General features: G+C 68.7%; 16 protein-coding genes. 5 read left to right on the top strand and 11 right to left on the bottom strand.

Translation table 11 applies throughout. From position 1 onward, the window contains the following. Nucleotides 1-41: 41 nt before the first annotated feature. The 9 genes from AC3ERS_RS11425 to AC3ERS_RS11385 all read right to left on the bottom strand — a co-directional run bounded on the left by AC3ERS_RS11425 (nucleotide 42) and on the right by AC3ERS_RS11385 (nucleotide 8,968). Complete coding sequence (locus tag AC3ERS_RS11425) at nucleotides 42-1,973, bottom strand: glycosyltransferase (protein WP_431966395.1); 1,932 nt, start codon at nucleotides 1,971-1,973, stop codon at nucleotides 42-44. 77 nt (nucleotides 1,974-2,050) lie between these two features. Further along, nucleotides 2,051-3,277, bottom strand: a complete 1,227-nt coding sequence (gene glf, locus AC3ERS_RS11420; protein WP_431966393.1) for a UDP-galactopyranose mutase — start codon at nucleotides 3,275-3,277, stop codon at nucleotides 2,051-2,053. A gap of 640 nt (nucleotides 3,278-3,917) precedes the next feature. Next, on the bottom strand, nucleotides 3,918-4,298 hold the full coding sequence (locus AC3ERS_RS11415; protein WP_431966391.1) for an SDR family oxidoreductase: 381 nt from the start codon (nucleotides 4,296-4,298) through the stop codon (nucleotides 3,918-3,920). Between the two features lie 193 nt (nucleotides 4,299-4,491). Continuing rightward, complete coding sequence (locus AC3ERS_RS11410; protein WP_431966389.1) at nucleotides 4,492-5,271, bottom strand: VOC family protein; 780 nt, start codon at nucleotides 5,269-5,271, stop codon at nucleotides 4,492-4,494. 167 nt (nucleotides 5,272-5,438) lie between these two features. Beyond that, nucleotides 5,439-5,915, bottom strand: coding sequence for a hypothetical protein (locus tag AC3ERS_RS11405; RefSeq protein WP_431966387.1), 477 nt, complete (start codon nucleotides 5,913-5,915; stop codon nucleotides 5,439-5,441). A 222-nt stretch (nucleotides 5,916-6,137) separates the two neighbouring features. Beyond that, a complete protein-coding gene (locus AC3ERS_RS11400; protein WP_431966385.1) occupies nucleotides 6,138-6,656 on the bottom strand; it encodes a hypothetical protein in 519 nt (172 codons plus the stop codon). Between the two features lie 75 nt (nucleotides 6,657-6,731). After that, a complete protein-coding gene (locus AC3ERS_RS11395) occupies nucleotides 6,732-6,905 on the bottom strand; it encodes a hypothetical protein (RefSeq protein WP_431966383.1) in 174 nt (57 codons plus the stop codon). A gap of 211 nt (nucleotides 6,906-7,116) precedes the next feature. After that, on the bottom strand, nucleotides 7,117-7,890 hold the full coding sequence (locus AC3ERS_RS11390) for a MerR family transcriptional regulator (RefSeq protein WP_431966381.1): 774 nt from the start codon (nucleotides 7,888-7,890) through the stop codon (nucleotides 7,117-7,119). A 52-nt stretch (nucleotides 7,891-7,942) separates the two neighbouring features. After that, nucleotides 7,943-8,968, bottom strand: coding sequence for an EamA family transporter (locus AC3ERS_RS11385; protein ID WP_431966379.1), 1,026 nt, complete (start codon nucleotides 8,966-8,968; stop codon nucleotides 7,943-7,945). A 108-nt stretch (nucleotides 8,969-9,076) separates the two neighbouring features. Here AC3ERS_RS11385 and AC3ERS_RS11380 point away from each other — a divergent pair, with 108 nt between their 5' ends. Then, the gene (locus AC3ERS_RS11380; RefSeq protein WP_431966377.1) at nucleotides 9,077-9,577 is read left to right on the top strand and encodes a MarR family winged helix-turn-helix transcriptional regulator; all 501 of its coding nucleotides are present in this window, start codon (nucleotides 9,077-9,079) and stop codon (nucleotides 9,575-9,577) included. Between the two features lie 38 nt (nucleotides 9,578-9,615). Here AC3ERS_RS11380 and AC3ERS_RS11375 read toward each other — a convergent pair whose 3' ends face one another. Continuing rightward, nucleotides 9,616-11,229, bottom strand: a complete 1,614-nt coding sequence (locus AC3ERS_RS11375) for a SpoIID/LytB domain-containing protein (protein WP_431966375.1) — start codon at nucleotides 11,227-11,229, stop codon at nucleotides 9,616-9,618. 375 nt (nucleotides 11,230-11,604) lie between these two features. Here AC3ERS_RS11375 and AC3ERS_RS11370 point away from each other — a divergent pair, with 375 nt between their 5' ends. Continuing rightward, a complete protein-coding gene (locus tag AC3ERS_RS11370; RefSeq protein ID WP_431966373.1) occupies nucleotides 11,605-13,863 on the top strand; it encodes an N-acetylmuramoyl-L-alanine amidase in 2,259 nt (752 codons plus the stop codon). 7 nt (nucleotides 13,864-13,870) lie between these two features. Here AC3ERS_RS11370 and AC3ERS_RS11365 read toward each other — a convergent pair whose 3' ends face one another. Further along, nucleotides 13,871-14,710 (bottom strand): HAD family hydrolase, encoded by an 840-nt coding sequence (locus AC3ERS_RS11365; protein ID WP_431966371.1) that lies wholly within the window; start codon nucleotides 14,708-14,710, stop codon nucleotides 13,871-13,873. A 154-nt stretch (nucleotides 14,711-14,864) separates the two neighbouring features. On the opposite strand from AC3ERS_RS11365, the gene AC3ERS_RS11360 reads away from it, so the two are divergent. The 3 genes from AC3ERS_RS11360 to AC3ERS_RS11350 are packed head-to-tail and all read left to right on the top strand — an operon-like array spanning nucleotide 14,865 to nucleotide 18,662. After that, on the top strand, nucleotides 14,865-15,842 hold the full coding sequence (locus AC3ERS_RS11360) for an ABC transporter permease (RefSeq protein ID WP_431966369.1): 978 nt from the start codon (nucleotides 14,865-14,867) through the stop codon (nucleotides 15,840-15,842). Between the two features lie 46 nt (nucleotides 15,843-15,888). After that, a complete protein-coding gene (locus AC3ERS_RS11355) occupies nucleotides 15,889-16,818 on the top strand; it encodes an ABC transporter permease (RefSeq protein ID WP_431966367.1) in 930 nt (309 codons plus the stop codon). Next, a complete protein-coding gene (locus tag AC3ERS_RS11350; RefSeq protein WP_431966365.1) occupies nucleotides 16,815-18,662 on the top strand; it encodes an ABC transporter ATP-binding protein in 1,848 nt (615 codons plus the stop codon). The genes AC3ERS_RS11355 and AC3ERS_RS11350 overlap by 4 nt, the downstream gene beginning before the upstream one ends. The last annotated feature ends 9 nt before the right edge of the window (nucleotides 18,663-18,671 follow it).

Genomic DNA, 18,671 nt, shown 5'->3' with positions numbered 1-18,671 from the left:
CCTGCCGGCCGAATCCTGGAGGCTGGGGTTGACCGCACTCACTACTTGGTTCCGTCCTGCTCGATGCCGAATGCGCTCTCCCACGCCGCGGTGCTGGTGAGCCGCGGGTGCGCGGCGCGGTAGCGCTGCTGCATCTCGGGGAAGCGGGCCGCGAGCTCCTTGCGCAGCCGCATGGCCTCCTTGAACAGGGCCAAGGCCTGGCGCGGGTCGCGCTTGCGGTAGACGACGCCGCGGCCGTCGGCCGTGGTGACGGTGACGCCGTCGACCTGCGAGAGCAGGAACCAGCGCGCGTCCAGCGTCGGTACGTTCAGCTGCGGGGTCTCGTGGTGTTCGGTGTGTGCCGGGCGCAGGCTGTGCACCACGCCCTTGACCAGCCGGACGACCTTCGCGATCGGATTCGGCGGCTCGCCCACCGCGCCGACGCCGATGTGGCTGGCCAGCGGGAGGTCGGTGGAGGAGGGCAGGATCACCGCGTCCGGGTACTGCTTGCGCAGCGCGTGCACCGCGCCGAGCGCGCTCGGCAGCAGCTGGAACAGCCGCTCCGGGCCCGCGAGGAAGTCGCGGATGGCGAGGTTCTGGATCGCCACCGTCGAGTACTCCAGGCAGAGCAGGTGCTTGAGCGTGGCCTTGACGGTGTTGACGATCATGCCGCGCCCGTCGCCAGGCATGTGCAGTGAGGCGACCACCAGGCGGTTGCGCAGGTGGAAGTACGCCTGCCAGTCGATGGCGTCGTCCTTGTCGCTCCACGCCATGTGCCAGACCGCGGCGCCGGGCAGGGTGACGGTCGGGTAGCCGGCGGCGCGGGCGCGCAGGCCGTACTCGGCATCGTCCCACTTGAGGAACAGCGGCAGCGGCTGGCCGATCTCCTCGGCGACCTGGCGCGGGATCACGCAGGTCCACCAGCCGTTGAAGTCGACGTCGATGCGCCGGTGCAACAGCTTGGAGTTGTCGCGGTCGCGCAGCGGGTACTTGGAGAAATCGTGGTCGTACTCGACGTTCGGGGCCGCCGTCCACATGAAGATGCTCCGGTCGACCACCTCGCCCATGACGTGCAGGTGCGAGCGCTCCTGGAGGTTGAGCATCTGCCCGCCGACCAGCACAGGAGACTTGGCGAACCGGGAGAAGGCCAGCGCGCGCAGGATCGAGTCGGGCTCGATCTCGATGTCGTCGTCCATGTAGACGATGTACTGGGCGTCGGTGGTCTTCAGCGCCTCGTACATGACCCGGCTGTAGCCGCCGGAGCCGCCGAGGTTGGGCTGGTCGTGGATGGCGAGGCGATCGCCGAGCACGGCGGCGGCCTCGGCGAAACCGGGCTCGTCGACGACCTTCTCGGTGCCCTGATCCGGGATGATGACGGCCTTGATCTTCTCCAGCACCAGCGGGTCGGAGCCGAGGGCGCCGAGGGTCTTCACCGCGTCGGTGGGCCGGTTGAAGGTGGGCATGCCGACCGCGATACTGCCGTCGCCCGGCGCCTCGACCGGGGCGTACCAGCCGCCGGAGAGCAGCGTGACCGCCGTGTCGGTGGTGATGTCGAACCAGATCCAGCCGCCGTCCTCGAACGGCGCCAGGTCGGTCTCGAACTCCACCGTCGTCGAGTCGGCGCCCGACGCGACCGCGAACTCGCTGCCCTGCACGTGGATTCTCGAGCCGTCGGCCTTGGAGCGGTACATGTCCACCCGGCCGTGTCCGGCCAGCTCCAGCCGCAGCACCACCGAGGTCAGCACGCTCCAGCGGCGCCAGTAGCTGGCGGGCAGCGCGTTGAAGTAGGTACAGAAGGAGACCTCGGACTCCGCGCCGATGGACAGCGAGGTGCGGGTGGTCGCGTGCGCGCGCTTGGCGTTGGTCGCCGATTCCTCCAGGTAGAGGGTGCGCACGTCGAGGGGCTCACCCGGCCGGGGCAGGATGATGCGCTGCAGCAGCGATTTCGCGCGGGTCTCGGTCGTCATGTCTTCCAACATCGGTGAAGAGGTCATTCTGCACTTTCCGCGTCCGTGCGGGACACCCGCACCCGGTCGGCTTCGATGAGCAGGGCTTCGCGAGTGTGGCTCACCTACGCCTCCTGATCCACGAGAGGCGCGCCCGACTCCAGGTGCGGTCGCAGCACATTGTCGAACATGCTCAGCGCGGCGCCGATGGCCATGTGCATGTCCAGGTACTGGTAGGTGCCGAGGCGGCCGCCGAAAAGCACCTTCGCCGAGGCGGTCTCCTGCTTGGCGCGCTCGCGGTAGGCGAGCAGCTTGGCGCGGTCCTCCGGCGTGTTGATCGGGTAGTACGGCTCGTCGCCGGTCTGCGCGAAGCGGGAGTACTCGCGCATGATCACCGTCTTGTCGGTGGGGTACTCGCGCTCGGGGTGGAAGTGGCGCGGCTCGATGATGCGGGTGTACGGCACGTCCGCGTCGTTGTAGTTCATCACCGAGGTGCCCTGGAAGTCACCGGATTCGAGCACTTCGGTCTCGAAGTCGATGGTGCGCCAGCCGAGTTCGCCCTCGCTGTAGTCGAAGTAGCGGTCCAGCGGGCCGGTGTAGACCACGGGGGCGTCGGGGCTCTGGGCGCGCACCTCGTCGCGCACCGCGAACCAGTCGGTGTCCAGCCGGACCTCGATGAGCTCGGAGGCGGCCATGTTCTCCAGCCACTTCGTGTACCCCTGGGTGGGCAGGCCCTCGAAGGTGTCGTTGAAGTAGCGGTTGTCGAAGTTGTAGCGCACCGGAAGGCGGGTGATGTTGCCCGCGGGCAGTTCCTTGGGATCGGTCTGCCACTGCTTGGCGGTGTAGTCGCGGACGAACGCCTCGTAGAGCGGGCGGCCGATCAGCGAGATGGCCTTCTCCTCGAGGTTCTGCGCGTCCTTGGTCTCGACCTCGGCGGCCTGCTCGGCGATCAGCGCGCGCGCCTCGTCGGGGGTGAAGTAGCGACCGAAGAACTGCGAGATCAGGCCGAGGCCCATCGGGAACTGGTAGGCCTGCCCCTTGTGCATCGCGAACACGCGGTGCTGGTAGCCGGTGAACTCGGTGAACTGGGTGACGTAGTCCCAGACCTTCTTGTTCGAGGTGTGGAACAGGTGCGCACCGTATTTGTGGATCTCGATCCCGGTTTCCGGTTCCGGCTCCGAGTAGGCATTGCCGCCGATGTGATAGCGGCGATCTAGCACCAGGACGCGTTTGCCCAGGATATTGGCGGCGCGTTCGGCAATGGTCAGCCCGAAGAAGCCGGAGCCGACGACGATCAGATCGAACTGTGCGGAGGGGTTGGCGGAGTTACCGGGGGACGATGCGACGGTCACGGGAGCCCAGCGTATCGGAAGTCGGTCCGCGGTCAGGGGGGAAGGCGGCCGGGGACCGCCCTGGTGCGCGCCGACGGCACCTGCACCCCGCTGGCCGAGCTCACCACCGCCGCGCTCGTCGAACGCACCAGGACCTACCTCGACACCGCCGACCTGCCGCTCGACCGGCCCGTCATGCACGCCGCCGACGCCGTGCGGTCGTTCCTGAACGAGAACCGGGTCGCCGAACTGGCGCTGCCGCGTCGCACCGAGGAGCTCGGCCCGCTGGTGCACGCCATCGACTACGGGCCGCCGACCTTCCTCACCAACCTCGGCTTCAGCGTCTACGAGGGCCGCGCGCTGAACACCGTGCCGCTCGCCGAGGTGCGCGTCGATCACGCGTTCGACCTGGCCACCCTCACCTTCGACGTCACAAGCCTGCTGCTCACCGCGGGCAACATGACCCTCGGCTTCACCGGCGTGGCCTCCAGCGTGACCACACCGCTCTCGATCATCCAAACGCTGGCCTTCTCCCCTGCCACGTACGGCGCGCCGATCCTCAAAGGGAGTCATGCAGTCCATGTGCGCCGCCTGAGCGGTCTCTTCGCGGACTCCTCGCAGAAGTTGCGGCCGCTGCGAGGAGTAGCGAAGGACTGCAAGATCAGGACGGGAAGCCGACATCGAGTTCGTCGTGGGTGCGCTCGGTGTACATGCGCCAGTAGTGTTCGCCCAGTTCGGCGTTGGTCATGCGCGGGATTTCGACGCCGGGCGGCGCGAGCTCGGGGTTTTCCGCGAGGAGACGTTCGGCCTTGCTGTCGCCGATCAGCGCGCCGATGTTGAGCAGGCCGACGTAGACGCCGGTGCCGCGCAGCTCGGCGTGCAGCTGACGGATGTAGGTGCGCTGCGCGGCGAGGGCGACGCCGAAGTTGGCCAGGTAGGGCAGCAGGTGGTGTTCGGAGGAGCCCGAGGAGAACAGCAGCGTGCCTTCGCCGCGCTCGAGCATCGCGGGGAGCAGCGCGCGGTGCCGACGCCCCCGCCGCACACCCCCTCCCGGTCCCCCCGATCACCGAAGCCCAACTGATGCGGGCACTTCGGAAGTAGCGGGCTCCTCCTCCGTCGGCAGAATCACTCGCTACCGCAATCCGGTAGCGAGTGATTGCGAAACCACGCGGCCATCCTCGCATCGGCGGTCGGGTTGAAGTCGACCGTGCACGGTGGCGCGCCGTTTCAGTGGCTCAGCCGTTCAAGCGGATGATCGAAAAGTACGCGCCCTGTGGGTCTCCCAGCACTGCGAAGCGTCCGACCGGGATGTCGGTCGGGGGAACCGAGACCGTCCCGCCCAGCTGGGATGTTCGGTTCGCGGACGCGTCGCAATCGGACACCGCGAAATAGACCATCCAATGCGGCGGTACTTCGGCGGGCCACTGCTCGTTCATCTCGACCATGCCCGCGATGGACCGGCCACCGACCTTCCATTCGGTGTAGGTGGTATCGCCGAACTCGCTTGTCTCGCCCTCCCAACCGAACACCTCGCCGTAAAAGGACTTGGCGGCAGAGATATCGCGGCAGTTGAGTTCACTCCAGCAGTAGGTGTTCGGTTCGTTCACGTACCCCGCGCCTTGGAACGCGCGCGGCTGCCAGACACTGATCATCGCGCCGAGCGGGTCGGCGAAGACAGCCATCCGGCCCTGATCTGGGATGTCCGTGGGCTCCATGACGACCTGCCCACCCGCGGATTGCACAGCTTTGGCGGTAGCGTCGGCGTCGGTGACGCTGACGTAGCTGTTCCACGCGGGCGGCTGCGCCTCCGCCGATGTCGGCATCGCGGCGGAGACCTCGTGGCCTTCGGCGCCCTCCAGCGTGAACATGGTGTAGCCGCCGTACTGCGGATCCGGCGAGGTTTGTGCGTGCCAGCCGAACAAGTCTCCGTAGAAGGCTTTGGCGGCTTCCAGGTCGGTCGTGGCGAGATCGACCCAGCAAGGTACCCCTGGTTCGTACGAGCTCAACTGCGGCATGACGCGGCTCCTCTCGAGGATCGACGGTGACCGACTCCCGGCCGACGGAATCGGCACCGCAAAGCCTACGTATCCCGCGGGCCGTCATTGGGTAATCCGGAACCCGCGTCGTTCGATCGTCCGGCGATCCACTCGGGAATCGCTCGATGACCGAATCCGGTTCGCGCTCAGTAGTACGGGTACGGCGGGTGGCCGTAGGGCGGATACGCGGGCGGGTAGGCCGGTTGGCGGCGGGCGGCGATCCATCGGCCCGTGGGGCTGGCGACGGCGAGGCCGAAGATGGTGGCGGACAGGACGAGTGGCAGTCCGCCCGCGATGCCGCCGAGGGCGACCAGCACGAGCGCGCCGAGCAGGGCGATCGAGGACATCCCGATGACGATGACGCGCCCCGCCGTCTGCCGCATGAACAGCAGCAGCGCACCGAGCAGCCAGAGCAGCGCCACCAGCGCGCCGACACCGATGCCGATGAACGCGGCGGGCTCCACGTCGTTGCTCGCATCGAGCGCCTCGACGAGGCCGATGGCCACGCCGACCATGCCGAGCAGGCCGACGAGCGTCGACAGCACCCCGGCCGTGATCGCGGTGCCGCCGCTGGGCGCGGGCGGCGGAAAGCCGTACCCCGGTGGGCCGTACGGATAGTTCATTGGGCTTCCCCTCCCCGAAGGCTTGCGACGCCCTCTCAGCCGTGAACTCTACCGCTCCAACGCTGGGATGCTCGACCGCAATTCAGCCCACCGAACACCGCCGCGACGTTGGGCGGTTGTCGCCTCACGTCACGACCACGCGCCGCGACCCCGCAGTCACGATCACCGAAATCGACGCTGCGGGTGGTATATCCACTGCCGCAGAAAGACCGTGGGGCAAGCTCAATCAGAGCGACGCGCCGACAGCGCGGCGAGGACCGAAATGGTCACTGGCAGCGCGAGACCCGTGAGATTCGCCAGCCACTCGCCGTGCACCATCGCCGTCACGGTGCCGACCAGGCCCGCGGTCGACGTGGCGATGTCCACCGCGACACCGCCTTGCTCGGCCCAGTGGATGCCGTACTCGGATTCGTAGCCGAACAGCGCGGCGATCAGTCCCGCGATGCCGACGACCGTCCACACGCCCGCGGCGACGAGCACCGTGAAGCGCCCGTCCTCGTCGCCGCGGATGATCAGAACCGCGCCGTAGCCGAGCGCGAAGGCCAGCAGCAGCGCGCCGAGTGCGGTCGAGACCGCGAGCGAGTTGTCGTAGTGCCCCGGGTCGCCGAAGAAGCCGAAGGCGAGTACGAGCAGCCCGACCAGGTTCGCCGCCGCGCCGATCGCGGCGAACAGCGCGACCGCGGTCGCGAGCGTCCCGGGCTCAGCCTGCCGAGTGCCCGAACTCTCCTGGCTGTAGAGCATGCGTGTACGTCCCTCCGAGTCGATCGGTCGAACCCATAAATTATGCGCACGGATTGCCCCGCGCGCGCCGATCGGTCAGCGCGGCGCCCCGCCCGCCGCGATCCACTCCCGTGTCGCGTCGAGAGAAGCCAGAGTCAGGATCGCGACCTGGAAGAACCCGCGAATCAGCGCGTCCCGTTGACCGCTCCCCGGACCGAAACCCGCGGCCACGAAACCGGCCAGCGCGAGCAGCGCAGCCACCCCGATCATGATGATCCGCCCGGCCGTCGACTCTTCCGACCGGCTTCCTGCTCGTGCACGCGCCATTCCTCCCGCTTCGAGCGAACCCATGATCATGCACGCGAAAGCGCCCGCACGCGAATCCGCGTGCGGGCGCTGGCTTTACACCTGGTCGGTGCACGCCGCCGGGCAGAGTTCGTCGGCGAGCTCGTGCCCGGCGGGAGCGGAGGCGAAGGTACGCCTACCGCAGGTTGGCCTCCGCGTAGACCTTCATCGCGTCGCGCACGAACGCGGCGGTGCCCGCGGCGTGCACGTCGTAGTTGACTGCGAATCGCGGGTCGTCGACGTACAACTGGCCGATTCCGATGAAGGCGTCGGCCGTCACCGGCTTGCCACCCCAGCCGTCGCCGATCCAGGCGCGGTGCCGGGCGGTGATGGCTTGGACCTCGTCGCTGTCCACCGGAAGCCCGGCGGCGTGCGCGCGACCGAAGTCGGCGGCGATGTCCAGCTGGGTCTGCTGGAAGTCCTGCTTCTGCTGATCGCTGAGCGAACGCCACCAGCGGTCACTGCTGTCGTAGGCTTCCTTGCCCCAGCGTTCGATGACCTCGTCCTTGTATTGCGTGTGGTCGAACCCGTCGAAAACCTCTGCTGCCATGAGTTTTTCACCTCTTTCCGTCTTTTGCAGCGTGGTGTGCACCGAGTCGATCTGGCGTCGGATCCGATCCTGTTCCTGCCGAAGCAGGTCCAGGTGCGTACGCAGTGCGGCGGCGGTGTCCTGTTCGCCCGCGAGTACGTCGGCGATGACCGGGAGGCCGAGGCCGAGTTCCCGCAGCAGCAGGATGCGTTGCAGCCGCACGAGGGAGTCCTGGTCGTAGTAGCGGTACCCGTTGGCGCCGATCCGGCTGGGCGGCAACAGCCCGAGCTGCCCGTAGTGGCGCAGCGTGCGGCTGGTGGTACCGGCCGCCTTCGCCAGATCCTGGATGGACCATTCACCGGTCCGGGTGCCCGCGGTCACGACCGGGCGCTCCTTCCTTTTCTCGTCGGTGAACCCAGTCTGCAAGTTGACGCTACGTCAAGGTCAACCCGCTTTTGCGCTGGTTCTTCGCCCCCGCCCCCACCAGCATGCGCGCCGCATCCGTGGGCCGCTCCCTATTTTCGAGCTCGGCGCCCCCGCCGACCGCTTCGGCCTCATCGACCTTCTCGACTTCGCCGACCTTCGGCCGCGCGGTGGTCTGCCCGAGCAACGTGCCGCCCAGCGCGATCACCATGCCGAGCACCTGCAACGGAGTCAGCGCCTGCCCCAAGGCGACCCAGCCGATGACCGCCGCCGACACCGGGCTGAGCAGTCCGAGGAACGCGACCGACGTGGCGGGCACCTTCGCGATACCGCGGAACCACAACCAGTAGGCCAGCGCGGTGCCGATCACGCCCAGGTAGAGGTAGCCGCCGACGGCTTGGGCATCCAGCGCGGGCGGTGCGCCCTCGATCAGCGCGGCGAGCGGGAGGATGAACAGGCCGCCCGCGGTGAGCTGCCAGCCCGTCATGGCCAGCGGGCCGACGCCGTCGGGTCGCCCCCACTTCTTCGTCAGCACCGTGCCGAGCGCCATCGATCCCGCGCCCGCCAGTCCGGCGAACACGCCGACGGTGTCGAGCTGAGCGGTGGCCCGTAGCACCACGAGCGAGACGCCGAACACGCCGATCACTCCGGCGAGAACCTTACGGCCGGTGGGCCTTTCGTTCAGCACTCCGGCGGCGAAGAGCAGCGCGAACATCGGCGCGACCGCGCCGAGGACGCCCGCGACGCCGCCGGGCAGCCGGTAAGCGGCGAGGAACAGCAGCGGGAAGAACGCGCCGATATTGAGCACACCGAGCGCCGCGGCGCGGCCGATCCACAGACCTTTCGGCAACGTGCGAGTGAGCGCGAGCAGCACGAGCCCGGCGGGCAGCGCGCGCATCAGCGCGGTGAACAGCGGCCGGTCCGGCGGCAGGAACTCGGTGGTGACGGCGTAGGTGGACCCCCACACGATCGGCGTGAGGGCGGTGAGCGCGAGGGTGCCCGCGTAGGGGTTCCGTGCCGCGGTGGTGATGGACATGTCGGTCGCTCCTCATTGATAATCTCAACGTTGAAATATCTACTCCAAGCGGTGTCTCATCGTCAAGTAGATGAATGTTGAGATTCTTAGAACAGAGAGGAGTCCGCGATGGGCGACGCCGTCGACCTGATCACGGAGCACTGGCGCCGCGAGCGTCCGGACGTGGACGTCTCGCCGATGCACGTCATCGGCCGGATCACCCGCTTGTCCCGGGTGCTCGAGCAGGACCTGAAGCGCTTCTTCGCCGGACACGGCCTGGAGTTCTGGGAGTTCGACGTGCTCGCGACCCTGCGCCGCTCCGGCGGCGCGAAAGGGCTCACCGCGGGCGCGCTGAACCGGGCCGCGATGGTCACCTCCGGCGCCATCACCAACCGCATCGACCGATTGGCGGCCAAAGGCCTGGTCGAAAGGGTGCCGAGCGCCGAGGACCGACGCTCCATCCGCGTCCGCCTCACCGCCGAGGGCAGGAACCTCGTCGACGAGCTACTGCCGCTGCACGTCGCCAACGAACAGCGCCTGCTCGAGGCCCTCGGCGCCGAGGACCGCGAAGAACTGAGCGCCCTGCTGCGCCGACTGGCCGAATCGTTGGGCGACACCAAACTGGACTGACAGCACACGAGCCGGAAACCCTTGCGGCGCTCCGCCGATCAGCGGCGCCCGAACACCTCCTCGAGCGACGGTATGGCGAACCCCGGGTTCGGCGCCTGCTCATGCGGCACACCCGACGGCGCAGGCGCACCGGTCGCCGGGCCGCTTCCCGCCGCGGTACCCGCCGACGCCGCGGCACCGGGCAGCGCTCCGCCACCGCCCGACGCCCCCGCACCGGGCGCAACCCGCTCACCGGGCTGCACACCGCCACCCACAGACGCCGCCGCACCGGGCGCAACCTGTCCACCGGGCTGCACACCGCCACCCACAGACGCACCCGCACCGGGCGCAACCCGCTCACCGGGCTGCACACCGCCACCCACAGACGCCCCTACACCGGGCAGCGCGTGTCCGCCGGGCAGAACCTCCCGACCCGAGGGCACCGCAGCCCCCGAAGCCGGCGCGGAGTTCGACCCCGGCGTCCCACCAGGCCGCTCCGGCGAACCCGTCGGCGCGGCCCCCACGCCGCCCGGATCGGGTACGAGCTGCAACAGCGTCGTGAAGTCCACCACCTGCGCACCGAGCGTCGGCGTGACGATGATGACGCCGTTGGTGAACATCCGGTAGGTGCCCGCCCGCTGCGGCAGCAGCATCTCCGGCCCGAGCGGCGCGCCCAGCGAGCCCGCCTCGCCGCCGCGGCGCTGATATTCGAGGTCGATCGGCGACTGCGTGGTCGCGGCACGTGTGCGCGGATCCGGCCGCGGGTCCGTCGGCGGACGACCCACCGAGAGTTCGGCGGGCGTGGGGCCCACGTCGAAGGCGTAGATGTCGGCGGGTTCGCCGCCGTCCGGCGCGGAGGAATACTCCGAACGCAGGATGCGACCGTCGCGCAGCAGCACGGTGCCCGCGGTGGACGCGATGGTCGCGGCGGTGCGCGGATCTTCCTTCACCGTCCCGGGATACACCTGGCAGTCGGTGGTGTCGCAAGTCTGCGCGTACGGATACCTGCGCTCGGCGAGCACATACGACCGGGCCGCGATGGCCTGCGCGCGCAGCGCCTCACCCGCGCCCTTGTCGACCCAGTTCGCCTGGACTTCGGCCGGAACGACGCCGAGCAGGTAGTCCTCCACGTCGACGCGGTTGATCGTGCGCGGCTCCCCGTTCTCGGTGGCGAGGCCGAGCGAGCCGCGGTAGGCGGTTCCGCCGCACAAGGTGAGATGTTCGGACGCGGGCCGGTTCGGCTTGGGGTCGAGGGGATAGATCCACGGATCGGAAGTGACTGTCTGCCAGAGGACTTCGCCGTCGCATCCGACGGTGACGACCACGTTCGCGCCGCCGTCCGGCAGCGGAGTGAGGTGAGCGACCTGGCCCGCCGCCACTTCCCGGCCCGCCACCCGGAATCCGGCTTCGGCGTAGGCGTCGAGGGTGGAACCGTCCTGTTCCACGAGCCGCACGGCCAGGTTGGTCGGCGGGCTGGTCCCGAGTGTCGCGCCCGGGTAGTAGTGCTCGAGTATGCGTTCGGCGAGCCAACCCTGCTGGGCGCTGTCGAAGGCGCCGACCTGGCTCATGCCCCGGCCGTGGCCGGCAAGCGGCCGGATGGGCGTGTCGCCCGGCCAGCCCCAGAGCGCGACGGCAGTGCCCGCCAGGACGGCGGCGCATCCGGTGACAAGCACGGGCCGCGCCGATATCGGGGCGGGCCGCATTCTGTTCCGCACTCTGAAGCGCCTGGTGTGCTGCGCTCTTTCGATCCCCCACGCGCTCGGACGGTGCTGCTGGCTGCGTCGCATTCGAATCTCCCACGGTTCCAGGACCGGATCAGTCGGATACCTGTCGGCATGTCGTTCCGTCCGGTCGCATTCCGAGAGCTACATTCGAGCAATTACGTGATCCTAACTCTCAACAAAAGGTTTAGAGATGTGACAGATGTGAACTAGTGTGATTGTTGATGCATCAGGAAGCAAACCTGATTTCCGCACCTGATCACCGGTTCGACCTGATTGGAGATGCTCGTGCCGTACCGCAAACCGAAACGTTCGTACGTGCTCCCCATGGTGACCACGCTTGCGGTAGCGGCTCCGCTCGCGACACTCATGCAGGGCGATTCGACCGACTACCGCTCGGCCAACGAGACCGAGCTGGCCGCGGTGCCCGCGCGTCTGGCCGAAGTGCTGCTCGCGCAGACTCCCGAGATCACCCTCCCGCTGCGCGAACTCACCGGCCTCGACCTCCCCGACCTGCGACTATCCGACTTGCGGACGCTGCCGATCCCGCGCTCCATCCCGATACCGGATGGCCTGCCGCTGCCGCCGGGCGTCCAGCTGCCGAAGGAGATCCCGCTCCCCCGGCTGGCCCCGGGCCAGGCCGCGCCCGGCTTCACGGCGCCGACCACCAGCCCCGCGGTACCGGGCCAATCCATGCAGGCCATCCCCGGACAACCCGCCTCCGGTCCCGCCGCCGCGGGCCCCGCGCATCCTCTGCCAGTACAAACCGTCCCCAAACCCATCCCAGGCCAGTCCATTCCCGCCCCCGCGACGCCGAGCCCGGTGCCCAAGCCAGCCGCTCGCTTCATCTCCGACCCGGCGGCCCTGCCGGAGGGAACCACCCCCGACACGCCCGCACTGGCCCCCGGCGCACTCCCGCACGAGCTCCTCGACCAGGTAGGCGCGCAGGTCAAGGAGCTGTCGCGGGAGACGCCGTTCAGCGTCGTCGCCCTCACCGCGCGCGATCTCGCCGACACGCGCGCCATGGTGCGTGCCCGCCAACCGGACGGCACCTGGGGCCCTTGGTACGAGTCCGAACCGATCGACACCCGGCGCGACGACCGCACACCGGCCGGTGGCACCGCAGGCACCGAGCCGATCTACGTCGGGAACACCAACGCGGTCCAGATTCTGGTCACCCGCAAATCCACTGCTACGGAACCGCAAACTCCTAGTACCGCACCGGCATCCGGTCCGCTGCAACCCGTGCCCGCCGCCGCGCCGCACACCGGCGATCCGGCCCAGTTCACCCCGCCGTCGCTCACCGCGGTCCTGATCGATCCCGGCCGCGGCGCGATCGACGGCGCGCTCACCGACGTCGCAGGCGCGCTGCCCGGCGGCGGACCGCACGTGATCACCCGATCGCAGTGGGGCGCGGACGAATCCATTCGCTGCGACGAACCCACCTACGACGACAGCCTCGGCGGCGTCACCGTGCACCACACGGCGGGCCGCAACGACTACAGCAAGGCCGAATCGGCGGGCATCGTCCGCGCGATCTACACCTATCACGCCCAAACCCTCGGCTGGTGCGACATCGGGTACAACGCCCTCGTCGACAAGTACGGCCAGATCTTCGAGGGGCGCTACGGCGGGCTGGACCGCCCGGTGCAGGGCGCACACGCGGGCGGGTTCAACGAGAACACCGCGGGCGTGGCCTTGATGGGCAATCACGAGTCCGAGTCGCCGTCGGACCAGGCGGTGACCGCCGTCGGCAAGTTCATCGGCTGGCGGACCAGGCTCGCGGGCCTGGATCCCAAGGGCCACACCACGATGTACTCCGAGGGCACCGAATACACCCCGTACGCCCAAGGCGAGGCCGTCGACCTGCCGATCGTGTTCGCGCACCGCGACGTCGGCAACACCACCTGCCCCGGCGACGCCGCCTACGACCTGATGGACCGGATTCGCGATATCGCCGCGGGCGCGGCGGGCGGCCCCGCGCCGCAACAGAATCCGCGGCTGCCGCAGCTGCCGGAGCGCACCGAGTCCGATCTGGCGACGCTCGCCGCGCTGACGGCACGGCTGCTGAGCTTGGTGGACGAGAACATCATCGCCAAGCACTACTCGGCCAAGGGCGGTCCGGACGGTCCGCTGGGCCAGGCGATGTCCGAGCCGATGCCCGCCGCGCAGGGCCAGCAGTACGCCAAGTTCGCCAACGGCTACGTCTACACGACGCCCGACAACCGCGTCATCGAGGTGACGGGCGTGATCCTGGAGCGCTTCCTTCAGCTCGGCGCCGACTTGGGCATGCTCGGTCTGCCGCTCGCCGACGCCTACCTGGTGCCGGACGGCCTCAGGTCGGACTTCCAGTACGGCTCGCTGATCCTCAACAAGATCACGGGGATCGTCACGACGGTCTGGCGGACCTACAACCAGATCTACCAGCAGGAGTCGCGCCGTAACCAGGGCGACGCGGTCGCCGCGCCGGTTCCGCCCGGACCGGCTCCCGTACCGGCCGCAGCGCCTGCCGTTCCCACCGAGCCGGTGACTTCGGAGGAGACGCAGGCGGACGACGTCGCTCCGGATCCAGCGCCGGTCGGCTGAAAGTCGTTCAGACCCACCAGCGTTCGAGCACCTGTGCGACACCGTCGTCGGCGTTGGTCGCGGTCACCTCGTCGGCCGCGGCCAACGCCTCCGGGTGCGCGTTGGCCATGGCGACGCCGTGCCCGGCCATTTCCAGCATCGGAACGTCGTTGGGCATGTCGCCGAAGGCGATGATCGCCGAGTGCTGCACCCCGAGCCGCTGCGCGACGGTGGCCAGCCCGGACGCCTTGGTGACGCCGGGCGCGGACAGCTCGATCAAACCGTGGTCGGTGGAGTAGGTGATGTCGGCGCGATCGCCGATGAGCGGTGCGAGCACCGCACGCATGTCGCCGCTGAGCGCACCGCGCAACCGAATGAGCATCTTGATCGCGGGCGCATCGATCACCTCGTGCCGGGCGACCGCCGTGTCGTCGGGGTTCAGCCAGGCGTGCTCGTACTCGGGCGAGCTGACGAACTGCGGCGTCGCGGCGTCGTGCGCGCTGGCGCCGACGCGTTCGGCGGCCAGACCGCAGCCGGGTAGCGCGCGCTCGGCCAGGTCGGCGATCCAGCTCAGCGTCTCGACGTCCACCGTCCGGCTCGCGAGCACCTTGTCCGCGGCGCTGTCGTAGATCACCGCCCCGTTGCCGCAGACGCACAGCGGCGCGAAGCCGAGGCCGTCGACCACAGGTTCGATCCAGCGCGGCGGCCTGCCCGTGGCCAGCACGAACGGCACCCCGTCGGCGATCAGGGCGGCGACCGCGGCCTTGGTGCGGCCGGTCACTCGTTCGTCGTGATCGATCAGGGTGCCGTCCACATCGGTGGCCACCATCTTCGGTTTGGGCAGGTGCAGGCGCGTCACCTCTTCCATCCTGCCGGAAAACCGTCGCGGGGCGGTCGCGAGCGGTACGGGTCCGCTGGACATGCCCGGGCAGATGTGTGGCACGCGCGTTCGCGGCGTCGTCCTTATGATCAGGGGCTAACACTCGAACACCGGCCCGGCCGGCCGGAGAACCAGAGGACTGATGACCGGCTTCCTGCTACGACGCGCGCTCAATTATGTCGTGCTGTTGCTGCTGGCTTCGTTCCTGACGTTCAGCCTCGCGTCGCTGACATTTCGGCCGCTGGACAGTCTCGAACAGCGCAACCCCCGCCCGCCGCAGGCGGTGATCGATGCCAAGGCCGAGGAATTGCACCTCGACGATCCGATTCCGGAGCGCTATATCACCTGGCTGAAGGGCATCCCCAGCGGCGATTTCGGCACCACCCTTGCGGGCCAGCCGGTGAGCGAGGAATTGCCGCGCCGGGTCGCGGTGAGCCTGCGGCTGTTGATCGTCGGTTCGATCGTCGGCACGGTGCTCGGTGTGCTGATCGGCGCGGCAGGCGCGATTAGGCAATACAAATTCAGCGATTACTTCACGACCGTCGTCTCGCTGTTGATTCTCAGTACCCCGATATTCCTGCTGGCCACGCTGCTGAAATACGGGGCGCTGGAGATCAATTCGGCGACCGGCTCGCAGATATTCCTCTACACCGGCGAGACGTCGGCCAGCGCCATCGAGGGGTTCTGGCCGCAGCTGGTCGACCGGCTCCAGCACCTGGTGCTGCCGACCGCGGCGCTCGCGCTCGGCGGCATGGCGGGCTACAGCCGCTACCAGCGCAACGCGATGCTCGACGTGCTGCAGAGCGATTTCATCCGCACCGCCCGCGCCAAGGGCCTGACCAGGAACAAGGCGCTCTACAAGCACGGACTGCGCACCGCGCTCATCCCGATGGCCACGCTGTTCGCCTACAGCCTCGGCGGCCTGATCACCGGCGCGACGTTCACCGAGAAGATCTTCGGCTGGCATGGCGTCGGCGAGTGGCTGGTCGATTCGATCAACGCCCAAGACCTCTACGTGGTGGTGACGGTGACCGCGTTCGCCGGTCTCGTCGTGCTGGTGTCGGGCCTGCTCTCCGACATCGTCTACGCGATTCTCGACCCCAGGGTGCGTGTGGGATGACCACTGATCGAATCGGCCCCGCGAATCCCGTCAGGGGGGCAGCAGCATGACCGAAGCCGAGATCATCGTCCAAGGCGCGCCCGAAGTCGCCGCGGCTGGGCGGCGCAAGCTGGTGCTGCGGCGTTTCCTGCGCAACAAGCCCGCGATCGCCGGGGCCGTGGTGCTGGTGCTGCTGTTCGTCGCGAGTTTCGCGCTGCCGCCCTTCCTGCCGTACGACTACCAGCAGATGGACTACACCGCGCTGCTGAAACCGCCCAGCGCCGACCATCCCTTCGGCACCACCCAGATCGGCCAGGACGTGCTCGCGCAGACCCTGCGTGGCTTGCAGAAATCGCTGATCATCGGCCTGTGCGTGGCGCTCATCTCGACCACCATCGCGGCGACCACGGGCGCGCTCGCCGGGCTGCTCGGCGGCTGGACCGACCGGGCCATCATGTGGTTCGTCGACCTGCTGCTCGTGGTGCCCAGCTTCATCATCATCGCGCTGTTCGCACCGCGCACGAAGGGCAGCGGTTCGATCGCGCTGCTGATCGTGCTGCTCGCGGTGTTCGGCTGGATGATCAGCGCGCGCATCGTGCGCGGTCTGACGCTGAGCCTGCGTGATCGCGAATTCGTCAAGGCCGCACGGTATATGGGCGCGCCGACGCGGACCGTCATCGTCAGCCACATCGTGCCCAACATCGCGTCGATCCTGATCATCGACACCACGCTCACCGTCGGCGCGGCGATCATGGCCGAGACCGGCCTGAGCTTCCTCGGTTTCGGCGTGCAGCCGCCCGATGTCTCGCTCGGCTCGCTGATCGCGGCGGGCACCAAGTCCGCGCTGACCTACCCGTGGCTGTTCCTGTTCTCCGGCGGCCTGCTGATCACCACCGTGCTGTGCGCGAACCTGGTCGGTGACGGCTTGCGCGACGCGTTCGACCCGAGCGCCAAGCGGGCTCGGGCGCGCAAGAAGGCAAAGAAGGCTGACGCATGACCGCCAATTCCACCGCGCCCCTCTTGGAAGTCGCCGATCTGCGGGTCTCCTTCCCCAGCGAGGAGGGCCGCATCGACGCCGTGCGCGGGGTGACCTACAGCGTCGCCGACGGCGAGGTGCTCGCCATCGTCGGCGAATCGGGTTCGGGCAAGTCGGTGTCGTCGCTGGCGGTGATGGGTTTGCTGCCCGAGCAGGCCCGGGTCAACGGGTCCATCCGGCTGCGCGGGCGGGAGCTGCTCGGCTTGGGCGATCGGGAGATGTCGCGATTGCGCGGCAGCTCGATCAGCATGGTGTTCCAGGACCCGCTCTCCGCGCTGACCCCGGTGTACCGGGTAGGCGATCAGATCGCCGAGGCGCTGCTCGCGCACGGCGCGCATAGCAGGAAGGAAGCCGCCGAGAAGGCGGTCGAGCTGCTGGAACTGGTCGGCATCGATGACGCGAAGACGCGCGCCAAGGCTTTCCCGCACGAGTTCTCCGGCGGTATGCGCCAGCGCGTGGTGATCGCGATGGCCATCGCCAACGATCCGGCGCTGATCATCTGCGACGAGCCGACCACCGCGCTGGACGTCACCGTGCAGAAGCAGATCCTGAATCTGCTGCGCAAGGCGCGCGACATCACCGGCGCGGGCGTCATCATGATCACCCACGACATGGGTATCGCCGCGACGCTGGCCGACCGGGTCGCGGTGATGTACGCGGGTCGCATCGTCGAAACCGCGACGGCGAGCGAACTGTTCAACGCGCCGCGGATGCCGTATACGGTCGGGCTGCTCGGCTCGATCCCGCGCATGGACGGTCCCGCGCGCAGGCCGCTCATCCCGATCGTCGGCGCGCCGCCCGCCATGCACGCGCTGCCGCCGGGCTGCTCGTTCGCGCCGCGCTGCCCGATCTCGATCGAGCAGTGCCGCGCCGCCGAGCCGCCGCTGGAGAGGACCGAACCCGGCCACGCCGCCGCCTGCATCCGTACCGGAGAGGTCGGCACGGACGGGCTGTTCGAGGCCTACCGTTCCGAGATCGAGGAGCCGAAGGCCGAGTCCGAGACCGGCAAGGGCGTGGTGCTTCGGGTCACCGACCTGGTCAAGACCTTCCCGATCACCTCGGGCGTGGTGTTCCAGCGCCGCAAGGGCGAGGTGCGCGCGGTCGACGGCATCAGCTTCGAGGTGCTCGCCGGACGAACGCTGGCGCTGGTCGGCGAGTCGGGTTCCGGAAAATCCACCACGCTCACCCAGATTCTCGACCTGGTGCAGCCGCAGTCGGGCACCATCGAGATCATGGGCCGCGACGTGTCCACCCTGACCAAGGCCGAGCGGCGCGAGATCCGGCGCACGATGCAGATCGTCTTCCAGGATCCGACCGCATCGCTGGACCCGCGCCTGCCGATCTTCGACGCGCTGGCCCAACCGCTGCGCATCGACGGCCGCTCGCGCGCCGAGATCGCCCGCCGCGTGCCGGAACTGCTCGAGCAGGTCGGCCTGCGTCCCGAACACGCCGACCGCTACCCGGCGGATTTCTCGGGCGGCCAGAAGCAGCGCATCAGCATCGCGCGCGCCCTCGCACTGGACCCCGAACTGCTCGTGCTCGACGAGCCGGTGTCCTCGCTGGACGTCTCCATCCAGGCCGGTGTGCTGAACCTGCTGCGCGATCTACAGACCGAGCGCGGGCTGTCGTATCTGTTCGTCTCGCACGATCTGTCGGTGGTGCGCAACCTGGCCCATCACATCGCGGTGATGTACCGAGGCAAGATCGTCGAATCCGGCCCGGCCGAGCAGATTTTCGCCAGCCCTTCGCACGAGTACACCCGCAGGCTGATCGACGCGGTACCCATGCCGGTGGTCGGCGGATAGTCAGGAGGG

It is taken from the genome of Nocardia sp. bgisy134, assembly GCF_057708325.1.
Note: the sequence above shows the minus strand (reverse complement) of the source record. Positions and strands in the feature narration are given on the sequence as shown.

Bases quoted from the DNA above. Each gene is read 5' to 3' on its own strand.
- AC3ERS_RS11405 (WP_431966387.1), bottom strand. From the start codon at position 5,915: ATGAACTATCCGTACGGCCCACCGGGGTACGGCTTTCCGCCGCCCGCG.
- AC3ERS_RS11365 (WP_431966371.1), bottom strand. From the start codon at position 14,710: ATGGAAGAGGTGACGCGCCTGCACCTGCCCAAACCGAAGATGGTGGCC.
- AC3ERS_RS11425 (WP_431966395.1), bottom strand. From the start codon at position 1,973: ATGACCTCTTCACCGATGTTGGAAGACATGACGACCGAGACCCGCGCG.
- AC3ERS_RS11385 (WP_431966379.1), bottom strand. From the start codon at position 8,968: ATGTCCATCACCACCGCGGCACGGAACCCCTACGCGGGCACCCTCGCG.
- AC3ERS_RS11410 (WP_431966389.1), bottom strand. From the start codon at position 5,271: ATGCCGCAGTTGAGCTCGTACGAACCAGGGGTACCTTGCTGGGTCGAT.
- AC3ERS_RS11370 (WP_431966373.1), top strand. From the start codon at position 11,605: ATGGTGACCACGCTTGCGGTAGCGGCTCCGCTCGCGACACTCATGCAG.
- AC3ERS_RS11360 (WP_431966369.1), top strand. From the start codon at position 14,865: ATGACCGGCTTCCTGCTACGACGCGCGCTCAATTATGTCGTGCTGTTG.
- AC3ERS_RS11380 (WP_431966377.1), top strand. From the start codon at position 9,077: ATGGGCGACGCCGTCGACCTGATCACGGAGCACTGGCGCCGCGAGCGT.
- AC3ERS_RS11350 (WP_431966365.1), top strand. From the start codon at position 16,815: ATGACCGCCAATTCCACCGCGCCCCTCTTGGAAGTCGCCGATCTGCGG.
- AC3ERS_RS11400 (WP_431966385.1), bottom strand. From the start codon at position 6,656: ATGCTCTACAGCCAGGAGAGTTCGGGCACTCGGCAGGCTGAGCCCGGG.
- AC3ERS_RS11355 (WP_431966367.1), top strand. From the start codon at position 15,889: ATGACCGAAGCCGAGATCATCGTCCAAGGCGCGCCCGAAGTCGCCGCG.
- AC3ERS_RS11395 (WP_431966383.1), bottom strand. From the start codon at position 6,905: ATGATCGGGGTGGCTGCGCTGCTCGCGCTGGCCGGTTTCGTGGCCGCG.